This window comes from Dongia sp. agr-C8 (assembly GCF_054658695.1).
The window spans coordinates 458969-475746 of the sequence record NZ_BAAGHZ010000004.1 but is presented as its reverse complement, the minus strand read 5'-3'; the positions used below and the strand labels follow the sequence as shown (position 1 = coordinate 475746).

General features: G+C 65.3%; 14 protein-coding genes. 5 read left to right on the top strand and 9 right to left on the bottom strand.

Translation table 11 applies throughout. The features are described 5' to 3' along the window. Positions 1 to 74: 74 nt before the first annotated feature. The 3 genes from moaC (at position 75) to lexA (ending at position 3083) form a co-directional block, all read left to right on the top strand. The gene (gene moaC, locus ACYQ4T_RS22505) at positions 75 to 551 is read left to right on the top strand and encodes a cyclic pyranopterin monophosphate synthase MoaC (RefSeq protein ID WP_459858841.1); all 477 of its coding nucleotides are present in this window, start codon (positions 75 to 77) and stop codon (positions 549 to 551) included. Next, entirely contained in the window at positions 551 to 1768 is a 1218-nt protein-coding gene (locus ACYQ4T_RS22500; protein ID WP_459858840.1) for a molybdopterin molybdotransferase MoeA, read from the top strand. The genes moaC and ACYQ4T_RS22500 overlap by 1 nt, the downstream gene beginning before the upstream one ends. A 580-nt stretch (positions 1769 to 2348) precedes the next feature. After that, positions 2349 to 3083, top strand: a complete 735-nt coding sequence (gene lexA / locus ACYQ4T_RS22495; RefSeq protein ID WP_459858839.1) for a transcriptional repressor LexA — start codon at positions 2349 to 2351, stop codon at positions 3081 to 3083. 203 nt (positions 3084 to 3286) lie between these two features. Here the strand turns inward: lexA and ACYQ4T_RS22490 are convergent, their stop codons facing one another. After that, the gene (locus tag ACYQ4T_RS22490; RefSeq protein WP_459858838.1) at positions 3287 to 5515 is read right to left on the bottom strand and encodes a ComEC/Rec2 family competence protein; all 2229 of its coding nucleotides are present in this window, start codon (positions 5513 to 5515) and stop codon (positions 3287 to 3289) included. Between the two features lie 115 nt (positions 5516 to 5630). Between ACYQ4T_RS22490 and gltX the strand changes: the two genes are divergently transcribed. Together gltX and gltA are read left to right on the top strand one after the other, a co-directional pair. Next, positions 5631 to 7013: a glutamate--tRNA ligase gene (gltX, locus tag ACYQ4T_RS22485; RefSeq protein WP_459858837.1), complete on the top strand. Its 1383-nt coding sequence runs from the start codon at positions 5631 to 5633 to the stop codon at positions 7011 to 7013. A gap of 159 nt (positions 7014 to 7172) precedes the next feature. Continuing rightward, positions 7173 to 8621 carry a citrate synthase gene (gltA, locus tag ACYQ4T_RS22480; RefSeq protein ID WP_459858836.1) on the top strand — a complete coding sequence of 483 codons (1449 nt, stop codon included), beginning with the start codon at positions 7173 to 7175 and terminating at the stop codon, positions 8619 to 8621. Between the two features lie 70 nt (positions 8622 to 8691). Here gltA and gloA read toward each other — a convergent pair whose 3' ends face one another. From gloA to uppS, 8 genes are all read right to left on the bottom strand, one after another. Then, positions 8692 to 9081 carry a lactoylglutathione lyase gene (gene gloA, locus ACYQ4T_RS22475; protein ID WP_459858835.1) on the bottom strand — a complete coding sequence of 130 codons (390 nt, stop codon included), beginning with the start codon at positions 9079 to 9081 and terminating at the stop codon, positions 8692 to 8694. Positions 9082 to 9083: 2 nt separating this feature from the next. Next, positions 9084 to 9584 carry a 3-hydroxyacyl-ACP dehydratase FabZ gene (gene fabZ, locus ACYQ4T_RS22470; protein WP_459858834.1) on the bottom strand — a complete coding sequence of 167 codons (501 nt, stop codon included), beginning with the start codon at positions 9582 to 9584 and terminating at the stop codon, positions 9084 to 9086. 28 nt (positions 9585 to 9612) lie between these two features. Beyond that, a complete protein-coding gene (locus ACYQ4T_RS22465) occupies positions 9613 to 10242 on the bottom strand; it encodes an OmpH/Skp family outer membrane protein (protein ID WP_459858833.1) in 630 nt (209 codons plus the stop codon). A gap of 59 nt (positions 10243 to 10301) precedes the next feature. Continuing rightward, positions 10302 to 12554, bottom strand: a complete 2253-nt coding sequence (gene bamA, locus ACYQ4T_RS22460) for an outer membrane protein assembly factor BamA (RefSeq protein ID WP_459858832.1) — start codon at positions 12552 to 12554, stop codon at positions 10302 to 10304. Between the two features lie 73 nt (positions 12555 to 12627). After that, on the bottom strand, positions 12628 to 14034 hold the full coding sequence (gene rseP / locus ACYQ4T_RS22455) for an RIP metalloprotease RseP (protein ID WP_459858831.1): 1407 nt from the start codon (positions 14032 to 14034) through the stop codon (positions 12628 to 12630). 138 nt (positions 14035 to 14172) lie between these two features. After that, complete coding sequence (locus ACYQ4T_RS22450; protein ID WP_459858830.1) at positions 14173 to 15387, bottom strand: 1-deoxy-D-xylulose-5-phosphate reductoisomerase; 1215 nt, start codon at positions 15385 to 15387, stop codon at positions 14173 to 14175. After that, entirely contained in the window at positions 15378 to 16076 is a 699-nt protein-coding gene (locus ACYQ4T_RS22445; protein WP_459858829.1) for a phosphatidate cytidylyltransferase, read from the bottom strand. The genes ACYQ4T_RS22450 and ACYQ4T_RS22445 overlap by 10 nt, the downstream gene beginning before the upstream one ends. Next, positions 16060 to 16731: a polyprenyl diphosphate synthase gene (gene uppS, locus ACYQ4T_RS22440; protein ID WP_459859203.1), complete on the bottom strand. Its 672-nt coding sequence runs from the start codon at positions 16729 to 16731 to the stop codon at positions 16060 to 16062. Before uppS ends, ACYQ4T_RS22445 begins: the two co-directional genes overlap by 17 nt. Positions 16732 to 16778: the final 47 nt, after the last annotated feature.

The window sequence follows — 16778 nt, the reverse complement described above, 5'->3', positions numbered from 1 at the left end:
CAAGATGGGGGAGGGCGAGGGAGGGGGTTGACCTCTCCGCGTGAAGATTCTTGCCCAACACCGTGGCAACTCAAATGACCCGCCTCACCCATTTCGACGCCGAGGGCAATGCCCGCATGGTCGACGTCTCCGAGAAGTCGGAGACCGAGCGCGTCGCCGTCGCCAAGGGCGCCGTCGTCATGGCGCCGGCGACTTTGGCGCTGATCCGCGATGGCCACGTCAAGAAAGGCGACGTGCTGACGGTCGCCCAGCTCGCCGGCATCATGGGCGCCAAGCGGACGCCCGATCTCATCCCGCTCTGCCACCCGCTTTCGCTCTCCTCGGTGAAGGTCGAGCTCTCGATCGACGCGGCGAAATCCGCCGTCGCGATCGAAGCCACCTGCAAGCTCAAGGGCCGCACCGGTGTCGAGATGGAAGCGCTGACCGCCGTCTCGGTCGCGGCACTCACCGTCTATGACATGGTGAAGGCGGTCGATAAGACCATGCGCATCACCGATATCCGCCTGACCCATAAGAGCGGCGGCAAGTCCGGCACCTTCGAGGCCGACTGATGCTCTCGGTGCAGGAAGCGACCGCCCGGATCCTCGCCGCCTTCGCCCCGCTCGCCCCCGAGGTCGTGGCGCTGGACCAGGCGCTCGGCCGCGTGCTCGCACAGCCGGTGACCGCGCGCCTCGCGCATCCGCCGCAAGCCGTCTCCGCGATGGATGGCTATGCCGTCCGCGCCGCCGACGTGCAGCAGCTTCCCGTGCGCCTCAAGGTCGTGGAATCGATCGCCGCCGGCACCTTGCCGTCGCGTGCGGTCGGCGCCGGCGAAGCGGCGCGGATCTTCACCGGCGCCGCGCTGCCGCAGGGTGCCGATGCCATCGTCATCCAGGAGAACACCGAGAAGGACGGCGACCACGTCCGCATTGTCGACGGCGGCGCCGCGATCCAGGGCAAGCATATCCGGGGCTCCGGCAATGATTTCGCCGAGGGCCAGCTCGGCATTCCCGCCGGCCGCCGGCTGACGCCCTCCGATATCGGGCTTGCCGCGGCGATGAACTGGCCCTGGCTCACCGTGACCCGCAAGCCGCGGGTCGCCATCATCTCCACCGGCAACGAGTTGGTGCAGCCCGGCGAGGCCTTGGCGCCAGGGCAGATCATCGCCTCCAACGGCTTCGCCCTCGCCGCCTTCGTCACCCAATGCGGCGGCAAGGCGATCAATCTCGGCATCGCCCGCGATGAGGAATCCGCCCTCGCCGACCTGATCGACCGCGCGGCCGGCGCCGACCTGCTGCTGACCAGCGGCGGCGCCTCGGTCGGCGAGCATGATCTGGTGCAGAGCGTGCTCAAAGCCAAAGGCATGGCGCTCGACTTCTGGAAGATCGCCATGCGTCCGGGCAAGCCGCTGATGTTCGGCACCCTCGGCACCGCCGCCGGCGCCCTTAAGGTGATCGGCCTCCCCGGCAACCCGGTCTCGGCCATCGTGACCTCGACCCTGTTCGTCGGCCCGGCCATCGCCCGCATGCTGGGCGAAACCGAGGTCGGCCCGCATATCGTGAAGGCGCGGCTGGCGATCGACCTTCCCGCCAACGATCTCCGGCAGGACTATCTGCGCGCGTCGGTGATCGAAGACGAAACCGGCTTCGTCGCCACACCGTTCGGGAAGCAGGACAGCGCCATGCTCTCCGCGCTCTCGCGCTCCGGCGGCCTGGTGATCCGCCCGCCCCACGCCCCCGCCGTTCGGATGGGCGACACCGCAGACCTTGTCCTTCTCGGTCAAAGATAACTGGCAACGCCAGCCTATTGTTCTATCATTCCGTGATGATCAATCGCCAGACCATAGGCGCACTTGTCGCACTGATGTTGTCGTTGCCCGCACAGTGGGGATGGGCCGACGACCCTTGTCGTCCATACGAGGTCTATACGAAGTGCTTCGAGGATGCGTACGAGAGCCAGCCACAGACTTCCTCCCTGGCGAGCTTGAGCGATATCGTCGCTGTTTGTCGGCAGCGCGCTGGCTTGCCGCCTCTGAGCCCAGACCCAGGAGAAATAGAGCAAGCGTCGACTGCACCTAGTAAGTCACCCGACGAGCTCAAGTCACTCGATCCGGCGGCTTGCGTGGTGCGCGACCCCATACTCGTAATCAAGCGAGTTCCTTAGCCGCTCGCCAAGCAGGGCAGAATTCAGGTCCGGGTCCCGATGTCTCCTGACAATTCCTGTCGGGAAGTCGAGACTCGCTTGACTTTTCCACACGAACCAAACTAGAACATGGGCACAGTTTTTGCTTTGTTCCGCGTCGACACTTGCTCTGACAGGTGCCGACTCGCCCGAAGACCGGGCAGCGGAACCGGAGAAAGGACAAGGCCATGCTGACCAGGAAGCAACGCGAGCTGCTGCAATTCATCCAGGAGCGTCTCGCCGACACCGGAATCTCCCCGTCCTTCGACGAGATGAAGGACGCCTTGGGATTGAAGTCCAAGTCCGGCGTGCATCGCCTGATCACCGGTTTGGAAGAGCGCGGCTTCATCCGCCGCCTGCCGCACCGGGCGCGCGCCCTGGAAGTCACCCGGCTCTCCGATGACCAGATGGGGCGCGGCGACCATGCGAAGGGCGGGGCCGCGGCGGCTTCCGACGGCGGACGGCGCGGCTTCTCGGCCCATGTCATTCGCGGCGATTTCACGCCCAGCCTGCCCGGAGCCATGGTCGCCCAGGCGGCGGAGACGGTGCAGCTTCCACTCTACGGCAAGATCGCGGCCGGCACGCCGATCGAGGCGCTGCGCGACAACAGCAACGCGGTCGACATTCCGGCCAGCATGCTGGGCCGCGGCGAGCACTACGCCCTCACCGTCGAAGGCGATTCGATGATCGAGGCCGGCATCCATGACGGCGACACCGTGCTGATCGAGCGCTGCGAGAATGCCGAGAACGGCACCATCGTCGTGGCGCTGATCGACAACAACGAAGTCACCTTGAAGCGGCTGCGCCGCAAGGGCGATTCGATCGCCCTCGAACCCGCCAACCAGGCCCACAAGACCCGCATCTTCGGCCCCGACCGGGTGAAGCTGCAGGGCAAGCTGATCGGCCTGATGCGGAAGTACTAGGAAGCCCGGGTTCTCCATCCGAACCGGGGCCTGCGCGGCCAACTGCATGGACCCAGCATTGACGGGACGCAGGATCGCCCCGCGGAAATTGACGCTGGAATGCTTTGATATCAGCGGCTTATCGGGTTTTTCGAGGCTGAGGCTGAGGCTGAGGCTGAGGCTGAGGCTGAGGCGGCCGTAAATGCACGCGGCGTCGGGCCTGCTCAGTCCGCGTCGTCGGCGGTCTCCGCCGCGACCGCATCAGTTTCGTCCAGGTCAGGATCGCCGATCAGACGATCTTGCCGAATAGCTTTGCGCATCCGATCGAGCACCCAGGGCCGGTCGCCCAAGGTCGCTGCGACGCTCTGGATGCTGAAACGGCCGTCCGCTTCGATCCACACCGCATGCGCGCCGCCGCGCCATAGATCGAAGCGATCGATGGTGGCCGGCTTCCTGCAGCCGCGCCGGATCGGCACCGCGCTGATGACGAGGTCCGCGTTCGCACAGTCTTCCTCCAGCCCCTCCTCGCTCAGCGTCAGTGCGATCGTGCGATGGTTTCGTCGATAGATGCAGCCGCGCGGGTCACAGGAGAGATCCGGGATGGCGTTGTCGTCCCAACCCCCATCGTCCAAGTCTTGGAAGCGCACCGCTTCGAGTTGGCCGTTGCGCCGCAGCCAGGTTTCGGCGGCGAGCTTGCTGGCGCGCAGCGAGTTCAGTTGGTAGAGCCCCTCTCCGTCCTTGATCGCCAGCAGCTTGGCGTCGCCGCCCACCAGCACGTCCGGCGTGGTGACGAAGAACAGGCTGGCGAGTCCGCCCAGCACCGGCGCCAAGCCGAGGACGCGCCAACGGCTCTTCAGCAGGCAGAGCAGGACCAGGCCGAGCGCGATCGCCGTCATGGCCGCGGCCGGCATCGCCGGCGTCACCAGGTTGGCATAGGGCCAGGCGGTGACCGTGTGCGCCACCCAGAGGATGCCGTCGCAACCGCGCGCCGCCAGATGCCAGAACGGCGCGTCGAGGCCGAGCGGCATCAGCAGCAGCGCGATCATCTCCATCGGCATCACCCAGAAGCCGGTCAGCGGCACGGCGATCAGGTTGGCGACGACGCCGTAGGTGCTCAGGCGATCGAAGTGATACATCGCGAACGGCGCCGTCATCAGCGTGGCGACCACGCTGGTCAGCATCGTGGTCGCCAGCCAGAAACCGGCGCCGCGCAGGGTATCGGAGACGCGGCCGAACCAGTCGGTCTCCAGTGCACGGCCGCCGCGCCAGCCTGCGATCCGCGTTCGCAGCGCCTCGAACACGGCGATCAGCCCCAGCACGGCGAAGAAGGACATCTGGAAGCTGGCGCCGATCAGCGCTTCCGGGGTCAGCAGCAGCACCGCGATCGCCGCCCAGGCCACCATCCGGAACGAGAAGGGCGAACGATCCACCAGCACGCCCATGAAGACGATGGCGATCATGATGAAGGAGCGTTGCGTCGGCACCGTGGCGCCGGCGAGCAGCGCATAGAATCCGGCCGCACCGATCGCCGCTGCCGCCGACCATTTCTTGATCGGGAAGTTGAGGGCGAGCGTCGGCACGAGCGCCAACAGCGAACGCAGGCCGACGAAGAACAGGCCCGCCGCCATGCCGATATGCAGCCCGGAGATCGACAGCAGATGCGCGAGGCCGGAGGTACGCATCGCCTCGGTATCGGCCTTGGTCAGCGCGGTCTGGTCGCCGACCGTAAGTGCGCGGGTCATGGCGCCGGCGGCCTCCGGCTCCAGGGTGGCGATGCGCTGGCCGATCGTCGCGCGCAGCCGGCCAATCCAGAGGCCGAGCCGCTCGCGCCAGGTCTCGTCGCCCAGCGGCGGCAGGACGCGCGCCGCACCCAGCGCAAATCCCGATGCGCCCTCGCCTTCGAAATACGCCCGCCGGCGGAAGTCGAAGGCGCCCGGCGCCAAGGGCGGCGAAGGCGGCGTGAGGTTGGCCAGCAGATCGACCCGGTCGCCGAGCTTCAACGTGGCGGCGTCCTTGTTGACCCTGATCTTGATCTGCAGCGGCGTTGCTTCGGCCGGCAGTTCCGCGATCGTGACCTGGTCCAACACCACGCGGGCGGCATTCGGAAAGGGCTCGATCTCGGCGATGCGGCCGGTGACATGGGCGAAGCGGACCGGATCCTGCAACTGCGGCGCGGCGACCACGGCAGTGCGGACCTGGGATACGCCGAAGCCGACCGCGCCTGCCACCAGTGCCAGCATGAGCAGTGCCGCCAGCGGGTTCCGTCGCAGCAGCGTCGCCAGCACCAGGCCGCCCGCCGCCAATGCAGCGCCCAGCCAGAGTGGCGGCTCTTTTGGCAGCGCGAAATAGACGGCGATCCCGAGGCCGAGCGCCACCGCCAGCCAGCCCGGCCAGTTCGGCCGTTCCTCGGCGAGGAAGGCCTCGCACCGGTCCCGGATCGTCCCCAAATCCAACGCAGCCCGTCCCCCGCCCCACCTTGCCCCGCGCATTGCCAAGGCCGGGGGCGGATGTGTTAGACCTGTCTCCCGTCCCCGATATCACCACGAATTTATCCGGATTTCTGCAATCATGAGTGTCGTCACCCGCTTCGCCCCCTCGCCGACCGGCTACCTGCATATCGGCGGGGCCCGGACCGCCCTCTTCAACTGGCTCTACGCCCGGCATAACGGCGGCAAGTTCCTGCTCCGGATCGAGGACACCGACCGGGTGCGTTCGACCGAGGATGCGATCCACGCGATCATCGCCGGCATGAAGTGGCTCGAGCTCGACTGGGACGGCGAGGTCGTCATGCAGTTCGCGCGGCAGGCCCGCCACGCCGAGGTCGCGGAACAGCTCCTGGCCGAGGGCAAGGCCTATCGCTGCTATTGCTCGGTCGAGGAACTGGAGGAGATGCGCAAGACGGCGATGACTTTGGGCAAGCCGATGCGCTACGACGGCCGCTGGCGCGACCGCGACCCCAGCGAGGCGCCGGCCGGCGTCAAGCCCGTCATCCGCATCAAGGCGCCGCAGACCGGCCGGACCGTGGTCAAGGACCAGGTCCAGGGCGAGGTCGAGGTCGGCAACGAGCAGCTCGACGACATGGTGCTGCTCCGGAGCGACGGCACGCCGACCTACATGCTTTCGGTCGTGGTCGACGACCACGATATGGGGATCACCCATGTGATCCGCGGCGACGACCACCTGACCAACACCTTCCGCCAGGTCATGATCTACGACGCCATGGGCTGGGAACATCCCTCGTTCTCGCATATCCCGCTGATCCACGGCCCGGATGGCGCCAAGCTCTCGAAGCGCCATGGCGCACTGGCGGTCGATGCCTATCGCGAGATGGGCTACCTGCCGGAGGCCCTGCGCAACTACCTGCTGCGCCTCGGCTGGTCGCATGGCGACGACGAGATCATCTCGACCGCGCAGGCAGTCGAATGGTTCGACCTGCCGCAGGTCGGGCGTTCGGCCTCGCGCTTCGACTACACCAAGCTCGACAACCTCAACGGCCATTACATCCGCGAGGCCGATGACGCGCGCCTCGCAAAGGACGTTGCGGAGCGGCTCGGGGTCGCCGATCCCGCGGCGATCGATCGTGTCCGCCGCGGCATGCCCGGGCTGAAGGCGCGGGCGAAGACCCTGAAGGAACTGGCCGAAAATGCGCAGCTCTACGTCACCGCGCGCCCGGTCCAGATCGGCGAGAAAGCCGCCGCCCTGCTGACCCCCGAGGCCAAGACGCTGCTCGGCAAGCTCGCCGAGGCGCTTGGGTCCGGCGCAGATTGGACGGCCGCATCCTTGGAGGCCGCGGTGCGTCAATTCTCCGAGCAGGAAAAGGTGAAGCTGGGCCAGATCGCGCAGCCTTTGCGGGCCGCCCTGACAGGTTCCACGACTTCGCCCGGAATCTTCGAAGTCATGGAAATCCTTGGCCGATCCGAGTGCCTTGGACGCCTCGGCGACGTCCAGTAGGGGGTCATCCCAAAGGTGGCTTTTCGGCCTCCGGAGTCATGGACCCTTAACCATCCTTCTGTTAGCGTGTGGCCAGTTTGCGGCGGTGCAACATCGCCGATCTAGCCCCCAGCCGAAGCCCCGCGCCCCAGAACGCGCGGGACCACAACGAGGTGTCTCATGACGACGATCGCGGCGAACAGCAAGAAGACCAAGAAGCGGATGGCGGAGAAGTCGAAGCCGGCCTCGAAGGCGGCGAAGAAATCCTCGGGAAATTCCGGCAAGCCGCAGATCAAGGTCAAGGACAGTGGCATCAAGCCGGCAGCGCCGAAGCCTTTCGCCAAGGTCGCGGTCAAGGACGAGCGCCTGGGCAAGTCCTGGGACTTGCCGGTGCTCAAGGGCACGGTCGGCCCCGACGTCATCGACGTCCGCAAGCTCTATACCGAGCATGGCTACTTCACCTACGACCCGGGCTACGGCTCGACCGGCTCGACCCAGTCGTCGATCACCTATATCGACGGCGACGCGGGCATCCTCACCCATCGCGGCTATCGCATCGAGGATCTCGCCGCCAATTCGAGCTTCATCGAGGTCTGCTACCTGCTGCTCGAAGGCGAGCTGCCGACCAAGGAGCAGCTGAAGAAGTTTGAGAAGGACATCACCTATCACACGATGCTGCATGAGCAGATCGCCCGCTTCTTCCAGGGCTTCCGCCGCGACGCGCATCCGATGGCGGTGATGGTCTCGGTGGTCGGCGCGCTCTCGGCCTTCTACCATGACAGCACCGACATCCACGATCCGCACCAGCGCATGATCGCGTCGCATCGCCTGATTGCGAAGGTCCCGACCATCGCCGCCATGGCCTACAAGTATGCGACCGGCCAGCCCTTCATCTATCCGCAGAACAATCTCTCTTACGCCGAGAATTTCCTGCGCATGACCTTCGCGGTGCCGGCGGAAGAGTACAAGATCAACCCGGTCGTGGCCAAGGCCATGGACCTGATCTTCATCCTGCATGCCGACCACGAGCAGAACGCCTCTACCTCGACCGTGCGCATCGCCGGCTCGTCGGGCGCCAATCCTTTCGCCTGCATCGCCGCCGGCATCGCCTCGCTCTGGGGCCCGGCCCATGGCGGCGCCAACGAGGCCGTGCTGAAGATGCTGGCCGAGATCGGCGACAAGTCGAAGGTCAAGGACTACATCAAGCGGGTGAAGAACAAGGAGGACAACACGCGCCTCATGGGCTTCGGCCATCGGGTCTACAAGAATTACGACCCGCGCGCCGCGGTCATCCGCCAAGCCTGCCACGACGTGCTGGATGCCCTCGGCAAGCGTGACGAGCCACTGCTCGATCTCGCCATGGAGCTCGAGCGGGTCGCGCTGGAGGACGACTACTTCATCTCGCACAAGCTATTCCCGAACGTGGACTTCTATTCCGGCATCATCCTGCAGGCGATCGGCTTCCCGACCTCGATGTTCACCGTGCTGTTCGCGGTCGCCCGCACCGTCGGCTGGGTGGCGCAGTGGAAGGAGATGATCGAGGATCCGACGCAGCGCATCGGCCGCCCCCGCCAGCTCTACACCGGCTACGGCGAGCGCCCCTACCTGCCGATCGAGAAGCGGAAGTAGCGCCGCTTCGGGACCAATGAAAAGGGCGGCCTCTGGCCGCCCTTCTTGCAACCAGCCGAAGCCTAGCCGGCTATTTCTGAATCAGCTCGATCTTGTAGCCGTCCGGGTCCTCGATGAAGGCGATGACCGAGCCGCCATGCTTCATCGGTCCGGGCGGACGCGGGATCGGGACGCCTTCCTTGGCCAGCTGCTCGCAGGTGCCGTAGATATCGCTCACACCCACGGCCAGGTGGCCGAACGCATTGCCCTTGTCATACGGCGTCTTCTGACCCCAGTTGTGAGTCAGCTCGATCACCGTGTGGTCGATCTCGTCGCCGTAGCCGACGAAGGCGAGCGTGAACTCGCCGCTCGGATAGTCCTTGCGGCGCAGCAGCTTCATCCCGAGATGCCGCGTGTAGAAGTCGATCGACTTGTCCATGTCGAAGACGCGGATCATCGTGTGCAGCAGCTGATTTGCCATGATCACTCCCCCATCTTCTCGTCTCGGATCATCGCCGCGAAGGTCGCCTCGGCGACCTTCTGCCCGTTGACCAGCCCGACGCCGTTGAACTTCCAGATCATGCCGCGGCTGCGGTCCTTGGTGACATGCAACCGGAGCTCGTCGCCTGGAACCACGGGCTTGCGAAAGCGGCAGTCGTCGATGCTCATGAAGTAGACCAGCTTGCCCTGGAACGCCTCACCCAGGGTATGGACCACGAGCACCGCAGCGGTCTGCGCCATGGCCTCGACGATCAGCACGCCCGGCATCACCGGATCGCCGGCAAAATGCCCGGCGAAATAGGGTTCGCTCACCGAGACCATCTTGATCCCGGTCGCCTCGATGTCGGTGCGCATCCCTTCGATGCGCTCGATCATCAGGAAAGGCGGCCGATGCGGGATCATCCGCATGATGCCCTTCACATCGACGGCGATAGTTTCGGCCGACGCTTGCGCGCCGGCGTCAGGATTTCCTTGGTGTTCCATGAACCGATCTCGAGAGGCAGGCGCCGCTTTAGAGTTTGACGTTCGGCATGGCCTTGTTCAAGCGGGTCATGACCTCATCGGTGATGTTCCAGGGCGACGGCGAATACGGCACCGCCGCGCGGTCGAGAATGAGGGTGAGCCCGCGCTGCTTGGCCACGTCCTGCATCGCCTTGCGGGCGGTAACGGCGATTGAATCGCGCGCCTTGTTCAGCCGGGCGTCCCAGGCCTGCTTGTTCTTGGCGAAGGCCTGCTGATACTCGACGTCCTTCTGCTCCAACGCCTTGCGCTTGGCGATGTAGTCCGCCTGCGCGATCGGCGGGTTGGCGCTCCGCTGGGCCTCGAGCTGCTGGGCCTGGGCGCGCAACCCCTCTTCCTTCTTGGCCAGGTCGTCGTTCATCGCCTTCATCGCCGCATTCCACTGGGTGTTCAGCGACTTGCCGGCGGACGAGGTGTTCAGAATGGCCTGGGTATCGAGGACGCCGACGACCACGGGAATCTGGTTGGCCGGGACCGGGTTGGCGGGCTGAGCCGGTTGGGCCGGCTGCGCGGGCGCCGTCGTCTGGGCGAGAGCCGTACCTGCAGCCGCGAAGGCGCAAAGTGCGGCCGCCGCGGCGACGGTGCGGGCGAAACGGATAATGGGGAAAGATTGCTGGCTCACGTAGGGAATCTCCAAGGAAGGTGGGTTTTCGACCGAGAAATAGGTGGTAACCGGCTCGGTCAGAAGTTGGTTCCGAAGCTGAAGCTGAAATACTCTTTCTCGTCCTGGGATTTCCGCAGGAACGGATAGGCAAGATCGATGGCCAAGGGACCGAAGGGCGAAACCCAGGTCAGGCCGAAACCGGCCGAAGCGCGAATGCTGCCATCGTCGATAATGTCTTCATCGCGGTCCTTGGTGTCATACCCGGTCAAGACGCCGAAATCGCTGAACACGCGGCCGCGGATCGCGTATTCCTCGGGCAGCCCCAGCGGGAAGCTGGCTTGCACGTTGCCGTCCCACAGGAACTGGCCGCCGATCGAGCCGTCGCTCTTGTCGGCGCCACGCTCACGCGGGCCGACGCCGCGGTCGTCGAAGCCGCGCAAGGATCCCGGGCCACCGAGGAAGAAGCCGTCCGGGTAGTGCAGGTAATCGCCGAACAGCGGCTGGATATACCCGACTTCCTGGACGGTCGACAGCGTCACGTCCTTGGTCAACGGATAGTAATAGCCACCCGAAAGCTGGCCGCTCACGTATTTGACGTCGCCGCCGAGGCCCGAATAGTGCGCCTCGAGCTGGATGTTATAGCCCTCGCGCGGATCGATGGTGCTGTCGCGCTTGTCGTAGGAGAGCGTCGTGCCGATGATGGAATAATACTTCCAGCCGATTTCATCGCGGATCACCTGCGCCGCATTGTCATCGACGTTGTGAATGCGGTCGGCGCGAAACTGATAAGACAGCGTGTTGCGCAGGTACTCGCTGATGTCGTAGCCCATGCGCAGACCGAAGCCGGCTTGGTCCTCGTCGTTGGCGTCCGGCGTGAGGCGGCGATAGAACAGATCGACGCCGGCGCTCACGTCCTTGTCGAGGAAATAGGGATCGGTGAAGCTGATCGAGCCGGACGACCGCTTGCCGGAAATGGTGAGATCGATGCGGGCGTCCTGTCCCTTGCCGAGCAGGTTCCGCTCGCGCAGGCCGATACTGCCCAAGGGGCCGAGGCTGGTCGAGTAGCCGGCGCCGAAGGAGAGCTCGCCGGTCGATTGCTCCTTGACCTTCACCTTGACGATGGTCTTGTCCGGTGCGGTGCTCGGTACCGTCGTGATGTCGACCGTCTCGAAGAAGCCCAGATTGCGAAGCCGCTGCTCGGTCCGGTGCAGCTTTTCGGTGCTGAAGGCGTCGCCCTCGGCGAGGCGGAACTCGCGGCGGATCACCTTGTCCTGGGTGCGCACGTTGCCCGAGATGTCAATGCGCTCGACATAGACTTTCGGGCCTTCCTGGATGTCGTAGGTCAGGTTGAGCGTGTGGGTCTTGGCATCGCGGTCGATGCGCGGCCGAACATCGACGAAGGCATAACCGAGGCTGCCGACGTGATCGCTCATCGCCTGGACCGTCTCATCGACCTTGCTGGCGTTGTACCAATCGCCTTCCTTGGTGGTGACGTCGCCCATCAGGGTCTTCGGGTCGAGATCCTTCAGGGTGGTCTTCACATCGACCTTGCCGAGCTTGTAGCGCTCGCCCTCTTCCACGGTGAAGGTGATGAAGAAAGCCTCCTGGTCGGGCGAGAGCTCGGCCACCGCGGAGAGCACGCGGAAATCGGCATAGCCTTCGGAGAGGTAGAACTTCCGCAGCTCCTCCTTGTCCACCGTCAGGCGGTCCGGATCGTAGGTGTCGGTCGTGCTGAGGAAGCGATAGAAGGCGCTTTCCTTGGTGGCGATCTCATCGCGTAGCGTGCTGTCGGCGAACTGCTTGTTGCCGACGAAGTCGATGCGCTCGACCTGGGTCACGTCGCCTTCGTTGATCTCGAAGACCAGGTTGACGCGGTTCTGATCGAGCTTGATGACCTTGGGATCGACGGTCGCGGCGAAGCGCCCGCTGCGCCGATAGAGATCGAGGATGCGCTTCACGTCGGCCTGGACCCGGGTCTGGGTATAGACTTGGCGCGGCTTCAGCTGCACTTCGCTGCTGAGCTGGTCGTCCTTGATCTTGTCGTTGCCCTCGAAGGCGAGCTTGTTGATGATCGGGTTTTCGACCACCGAAACGACCAGGTTGTTCTCGTCGCGGCGCAGGTGCACGTCGGCGAACAGGCCCGTCGCGAACAGGTTCTTCAGCGCCCGGTCCACCTTTGCGGCGTCGAACGGATCGCCGGGGTTAATTTCCATATAGGAACGAATCGTGTCGGCCTCGATACGCTGGTTGCCCTCGATCACGACCTGCTGGATCGGATCGCCACTGGTAATGGTCTGCGCCAGGGCGGAATGACCTCCCGCCCCGAACACGCCCCCAAAGCACAGCCCCAACAACAGGCCGAAGCAAGCTAGACGCAGAAACCCCATCTCCCCCGACTTCCAATCACGTAAACAGGGATTTCACGAAATCGACAACTTTCAAATAAACCAAGTCATTCCAAGTGGCAAACAGCATCAAGCTGAGCACCAGGGCGAGCCCAACCTTGAGACCGAACTCCTGGACCCGCTCGCTCAGCGGCTTGCCGCGGATTGCTTCGGCCGCGTAGTAGACCAGATGGCCGCCATCCAGCATCGGCACCGGGAAGAGATTGATCAGCCCGAGATTGATCGACAGCATCACCGAGAAGCCGATAAAGGAGACGAAGCCCAGCGAGGCGACGTCGCCGGCCGTCTTGGCGATCGTCATGACACCGCGGATGTCCTCGCTCGACCGCTGCAATGTCAGCATCTGCCAGAGGCCGGTCAGCATCATGGTCGACTGGTTCCAGACTTCCCGCCCGGCGGCGATGGTTGCCTCGATCGGGCCGACGTCGATGCGGGTTTGCGGCGCTTCGGCTGCAACGCCCAGCCTGGGCACCCGGACCGTCTTGCCGGACTCGTCCTTGCCCTCGACCATGGTCGGGCGCGCCGTCAGCTCCAGCCGGGTGCCGGCACGGTCAACCGTGATTGCGAGCGGCTGGTCGCCGTTTTCCCGCACGATCCTGACGACCTGGCCGAAATCGATCACCGGCTTGCCGTTCAGGGCCATTAGACGGTCGCCGGCCTTGAGGCCGGCCGCTGCGGCAGCAGACTCGCTCACCACTTCGCCCAGCACCGGCTCCAGATGCGGGGCGATGCCGAGCTGCGCCATGCGAACGCTGTCGCCAAAGAGATTCTTGATGGTTTCGATTTTCGGGTGCGCCGTCAGCTCGATTTGCTTTCCGGCGCGATCGACCGTGATGGTCAGCGGATTCTCGAGATTGAGCTGGACGATCGGCTCGATGTCGCCGAACTCCGTCACCGCCGCGCCGTTCATCGCCAGGATTCGGTCGCCCGTCTGCAATCCCGCCTCCGCCGCCGCCGAGCCCGGCGTCAGCATGCCCACAACCGGATCCGTATAGGGCCGGCCCATGGCGAGGTAGAGAACCGCCAGGACGACGATCGCGAAGAGGAAGTTGGCGGCCGGCCCGGCGGCCACGATCGCCATGCGCTGGCCGACGTTCTTGTCCTTGAAGGAAACGGCGCGCTCGGCGTCGGACATCGGCCGCGCGGCTTCGCCTTCCAGCGCGCTGTCGGCTTGGCCGAACATGCGCACATAGCCGCCGAGCGGCAGCCAGCTGATCTTCCAGCGCGTGCCGGTCTTGTCGGTCCAGCCGAACAGCTCCGGCCCGAATCCGATCGAGAACACCTCGACCCGCACGCCGCACCAGCGCGCGACGGCGAAATGGCCGAGTTCGTGGATAAAGACCAAGACGGTCAGTACGACGAGAAACCAGAAGCCGTAGTGCTGAATCTGACTGAGAATTTCCATTTCCGGTCCGGGCCTGCTCCGGCGTCGCCCCGGGGTTTTCCCCCAGTTGCCGGCCGGCTCTGTCTAGCACAGTCCGGTGCCCTGAAATAGCCCAGAAAAGGTCGTCACGCCAACGTGTTAGCTGACAAAATTCGGTCGCTAATTGTGGCGAAGGGTCGCGATCTTGGCTTCGGCCAGCCGGCGCGCCTCGGCATCGGCGGCGATCACGTCGTCGATCGAGCCGAGATCGCTCTGGGGCAAGGCTTCCAGGACCGATTCCGATAGGGCGGCGATGTCCATGAAGCCGATTCGGCCCGCCAGGAAGGCCGCCACGGCGACCTCGTTGGCAGCGTTAAGGATGGCGGGCGCCGTGCCCCCGGCCTGGAGGGCTTCCCGGGCGATCCGGAGCGCCGGGAACCTGACCGGATCCGGTGCCTCGAAGGTGAGCTGGGCGACCTTGGCGAAGTCGAGTCGGGCCGAGGGGGCAGCAATTCGGTTCGGCCAGCCGAGCGCGTAGGCGATCGGGGTCCGCATGTCCGGGGTCCCGAGCTGGGCCAGGACCGAACCGTCGCTGTAGGCCACCATGCTGTGGATGACCGACTGCGGATGGACCAGGATCTCGATCTGCTGTTCCGGCAGACGGAACAGGTGATGGGCTTCGATCAGTTCCAGCCCCTTGTTCATCATCGAGGCCGAGTCGACGGAGATTTTCGCGCCCATCGACCAGTTGGGATGCGCCACCGCCTGGGCCGGGGTCGCCGCCTTCATCTCCGCGACCGACTTGGTGCGGAACGGGCCGCCCGAAGCGGTCAAGATGATCTTCTCGATCGCCTCGATCTTGTCGAAGTCGAAGACCTGGAAGATGGCGCTGTGCTCGGAGTCGACCGGCAGCATGACGGCGCCATGTTCCGTCAGCTCGCGCATCATCAGCGCGCCGGCGCAGACCAGGGTCTCCTTGTTGGCGAGGCCGATCATCGCGCCGCGGCGCACCGCGGCCAGCGTCGGTTCCAGACCGGCCGCGCCGACGATCGCCGACATGACCCAGTCCGACGGCCGTGCCGCCGCCTCGATCACCGCGGATCGCCCTGCACCAACGCTGATGCCGGACCCGGCGAGACCGTCCTTCAGCTTGCCGAAGAGCTTCTCGTCGCCGATCGCGACGAAGCGCGGCTTCAGCCGCAGGGCCTGCTCGATCAGCTTATCGACATTGCTTTGCGCGGTCAGCGCATCGACCCGATAGTCGTTCGGATAGCGCTCGATGACGTCGATCGTGTTGCTGCCGACCGAGCCGGTCGAGCCAAGGACGGTCACCCAGCGCGGCCCATCCTTCTGGGCGCGCGGACGCGTCTCGCTCCTTGCTTCCGTCACAGCCATGTCAGCACGCTACTCCCAATCAGAGTGTTGATCCCGGCCACCGCGGCCGCGACGGCGACCAGTCCGTCGACCCGGTCCATGGCCCCGCCATGGCCGGGGATTATATTGCTGGCGTCCTTGACCCCAAAGTGCCGTTTGAACGCCGATTCGGCCAGGTCCCCGGCCTGCTCGACGATCGCGAGGCCGGCGCTGATCGCTGTCAGGGTCGCGATGGAAGGCAGGTCCATCAGCAGGGCCGTGATGGCGCCGGCGATGCCGGCTGAAACGACCGCGCCGCCCAAACCAGCCCAGGTCTTGTTCGGGCTGATCCGCGGCGCCAGCTTCGGGCCGCCGATGCTGCGGCCGGCGATGTAAGCGCCGGTATCGGCGAAGATCACCAGGGCCACGATCCAGAAGATCTGCTGCAGCCCGACGGTTGGATCGTTGCGGAGCCAGATCAGCGCGGCACAGGGAAAGAAGACATAGGCGATGCCCAGCACATACCACGGCATCGCACCCGGCTTCCGCGACGCGATCTTGCACCATTCGACGATCATCACGCCGGCAAACACCAGCACCAGCAGCGTCCAGGCAACGCCGCCCGCAAAGACCACGGCGACCACGATCGGAATCAGCACCGCCGCGGAGAGGATCCGCAGGGTCAGCGGCTTCTTCGACCAGTGGGTGGAGGGATCAGCCGGCGCCGCCATAGCGCCGCGTCCGACCGAGATATTCTTGAATCGCCGAGTTGAAATCGTCCGCGTCGAAATCCGGCCACAGGCGATCGAGGAAGATGAACTCGGCATAAGCGCATTGCCAGAGCAGGAAGTTGGAGATGCGCTTCTCGCCGCTGGTGCGGATCAGGAGATCGGGATCCGGCATGTCGGCGGTCAGCAGGAATTGCGAGAAGCTCTGCTCGTTCAACTGCTCGGGCTTCAGCTTGCCGTCGAGCGCCGCCTGCATCGCTTTCTTCGCCGCGGCGACGATCTCGTCGCGGCTGCCGTAGCTGAGGGCGATCGTGAGGTTGAGGCGCTGGTTGTTGGCGGTGCGCCGCTCGGCATCGGAGATCAGGCGAACGATGTCGGCGCCCAGCCGGTCGCGGTCGCCGATCACGTTGAGACGGATACCGTTCTTGTGCAGCTCCTCGATCTCGCGCTTCAGGTAGTGGCGCAGCAGGCCCATGAGATCGTCGATCTCGGAGGCCGGCCGCTTCCAGTTCTCCGAGGAGAAGCCGAACAGCGTCAGATAGCGTACGCCCGCCTCTGCCGCTGCTTTCACCGTGCGCCGCACCGCTTCCGCGCCGCGGCTGTGGCCGGCCGTGCGCGGCAGGCCCCGGGCGCGCGCCCAGCGGCCGTTGCCGTCCATGATGATCGCGACGTGGGTCGGCGTGCCCCGCACGCCGGATTCGGCGT

Excerpts from the sequence above, each read along its gene's own strand:
- moaC (WP_459858841.1), top strand. The coding sequence starts at position 75 with ATGACCCGCCTCACCCATTTCGACGCCGAGGGCAATGCCCGCATGGTC.
- ACYQ4T_RS22500 (WP_459858840.1), top strand. The coding sequence starts at position 551 with ATGCTCTCGGTGCAGGAAGCGACCGCCCGGATCCTCGCCGCCTTCGCC.
- lexA (WP_459858839.1), top strand. The coding sequence starts at position 2,349 with ATGCTGACCAGGAAGCAACGCGAGCTGCTGCAATTCATCCAGGAGCGT.
- gltX (WP_459858837.1), top strand. The coding sequence starts at position 5,631 with ATGAGTGTCGTCACCCGCTTCGCCCCCTCGCCGACCGGCTACCTGCAT.
- gltA (WP_459858836.1), top strand. The coding sequence starts at position 7,173 with ATGACGACGATCGCGGCGAACAGCAAGAAGACCAAGAAGCGGATGGCG.
- gloA (WP_459858835.1), bottom strand. The coding sequence starts at position 9,081 with ATGGCAAATCAGCTGCTGCACACGATGATCCGCGTCTTCGACATGGAC.
- fabZ (WP_459858834.1), bottom strand. The coding sequence starts at position 9,584 with ATGGAACACCAAGGAAATCCTGACGCCGGCGCGCAAGCGTCGGCCGAA.
- rseP (WP_459858831.1), bottom strand. The coding sequence starts at position 14,034 with ATGGAAATTCTCAGTCAGATTCAGCACTACGGCTTCTGGTTTCTCGTC.
- ACYQ4T_RS22450 (WP_459858830.1), bottom strand. The coding sequence starts at position 15,387 with ATGGCTGTGACGGAAGCAAGGAGCGAGACGCGTCCGCGCGCCCAGAAG.
- ACYQ4T_RS22445 (WP_459858829.1), bottom strand. The coding sequence starts at position 16,076 with ATGGCGGCGCCGGCTGATCCCTCCACCCACTGGTCGAAGAAGCCGCTG.
- uppS (WP_459859203.1), bottom strand. The coding sequence starts at position 16,731 with ATGGACGGCAACGGCCGCTGGGCGCGCGCCCGGGGCCTGCCGCGCACG.